Raw genomic sequence first — 2,207 nt, forward strand, 5'->3', positions numbered from 1 at the left:
TGCGCCTCGTCAAACCCCGACGCGCGCAACGCGTCCCACTTCCCCTCACTGGCCGTCCCAAAGACCTCCGCACCCCGCCACCGCGCCACCTGCACGGCCGCCATCCCCACACCACCAGCAGCCGAATGCACCAGCACCGACTCCCCCGCACCCAGCCCGGCCACATCCACCAACCCGTAGTACGCGGTCAGGTACGCGACCGGGATGGCCGCCGCCTGCACGAACGTCATGTCGTCGGGGACGCGGACCATAGCGCGTACGTCCGTGATCACGGTGGTGCCCAGCGAACTGGGCACCACGCCGGTGACGCGGTCGCCGGGCGCGAGGGACGTCACGCCCGTGCCCACCTCGGTGACCACGCCCGCGGCCTCGCCACCCATGTCGGTGCGCTCGGGATACATGTCGAGCGCCAGCAGGACGTCGCGGAAGTTGAGCCCGCTCGCCCGGACAGAGACGCGGATCTCGTGGGGCGCGAGCGGGGCGGCCTTCTCCGGGGCCGGTTGGAGAGCGAGGTTGTCGAGCGTGCCGGGAGCCGAGACGTCCACGCGCCAATGCGGCTCGGCGGGTGGGACGAGAGCTCCACCCTCGGTGAGCGCGGCGACGTGGGGGGTGAGGAGTTCCCCGGCGCGCGCGGCCAGCTCCGGTTCGCCGGTGCCGAGGGCCTGCGGCAGTATCCGCGCCAGGTCGGTGTCCGCGTCGACGTCGAGGAGGACGAACCGGTCGGGGTTCTCGGTCTGCGCCGACCGGACGAGGCCCCATAGCGCGCCGTGCACGGGATCCGGCGCCGCGTCCTGGGGCAGCGCGGTGAATGCGTTCCGGGTGACCAGCACGAGCCGGGAATCAGCGTTCCCATCATCGGACAGCCAGGACTGCACCGCGCCCAGGACCTGGGCGGCGACCGTGCGTACGCCCTCCTTGAGCTCGGCACCACCGGTGGGGTCCAGGACGAGCACCGCGAACGGCTTCCCGGCGAGCTTCCCTGCACCGGGGACGGGGCTGCTGGCGTCCAGGAGCGTCCAATCGTCCTCGGCGACCGGCTCTCCGGCCGTCGCCGGGGTCCAGCCGAGCCGGAACAGCGCGTCCTGCCGCGCGGCAAGGGCGGCGCGCTTGAGGTGCTGGGCGATCGCGGGGCGGGTGAGGAGGCGATCGACCGCGGCGATCGGCCGACCCGAAAGATCGGCGATACGCAGGCTGAGGGCGTCCGTTCCTTGCGGGGAAAGCTGGACCCGCACGGCCGAGGCGCCCGCGGCGAAGAGGCTCACGCCACTCCAGATGAAGGGCAACCGCACCCCCTCGCGCAGGTCGCTGGAGACGAGTCCGGCGTGGAGGGTGGCATCGAGCAGCGCCGGGTGAATGCCATAGCCCTCCGCGTCCGCGGAGGCGTCGTCGGCGAGCCGCACCTCGGCGTAGAGGTGACCGTCCTTGTGCCAGGCGGCCGTCAGACCCTGGAATGCGGGACCGTAGCCGTAGCCCGCCTCGGTGAGCTGCCCGTAGAAGTCGGTGAGTTCGATCGTTTCGGCGTTCTCGGGCGGCCAGGTGCGGAATTCGAACGTGCCCTCCGACGTGTCAGGGCTGAGGACTCCGTCGGCGTGGCGCGTCCACTCGCCGCGCGCCTCCGTCTGGGAGGAGACGGAGAGGGTGCGTCGCCCGTCGTTCCCCGGGGCGCCGACGCGCACCTGCACCGTCACGGACCCGCCGGATCCGCCAGGTCCCTCGGGGATCACCAGGGGGGATTCCAGGGTCAGTTCGTCCACGTGGCCGCAGCCGACCTCATCCCCGGCGCGGATCGCCAGCTCCACGAAGGCCGTGCCCGGCAGCAGGATGGTGCCGCCCACCTTGTGGTCGGCGAGCCAGGGGCACGTACGCGTCGACAGGGTTCCCGACAGGAGGACACCTTCCTCGTCCGCCAGGTGCACTGCGGCGCCCAGTACGGGGTGACCGGTCCCGGCCAGGCCCCAGGTATCGGGGCTGTCCGTGCTCGTCCGGACGTCCTCCTGCCAGTAGTGCTCATGCTGAAAGGCATACGTCGGCAACGCCACCCTGCGCCCGCCAGGCAGAGCCTTGGCCCAGTCCACATCCAAGCCATGCGCCCACGCCTCAGCCATCCCCGCGACAAACCCCTCAACCTCACCACGATCCTTACGCTGCAACGCCACCACACCCACACCCGGCCACTCCCCCTCCACACCCTCCCGCACCATCGACGA

At 71.6% G+C, this 2,207-nt stretch carries 1 protein-coding gene; it reads right to left on the bottom strand.

The annotated features are described in order from the left end of the window. Positions 1-2,033, bottom strand: a 2,033-nt coding sequence (locus ACFVST_RS29260; RefSeq protein WP_390156621.1) for a polyketide synthase dehydratase domain-containing protein, incomplete at its 3' end; no start/stop codon positions are given. Positions 2,034-2,207: the final 174 nt, after the last annotated feature.

The sequence above is a fragment of the Streptomyces sp. NPDC058045 genome (assembly GCF_042885635.1).
In the GTDB taxonomy this organism is placed as follows: Bacteria; Actinomycetota; Actinomycetes; order Streptomycetales; family Streptomycetaceae; genus Streptomyces.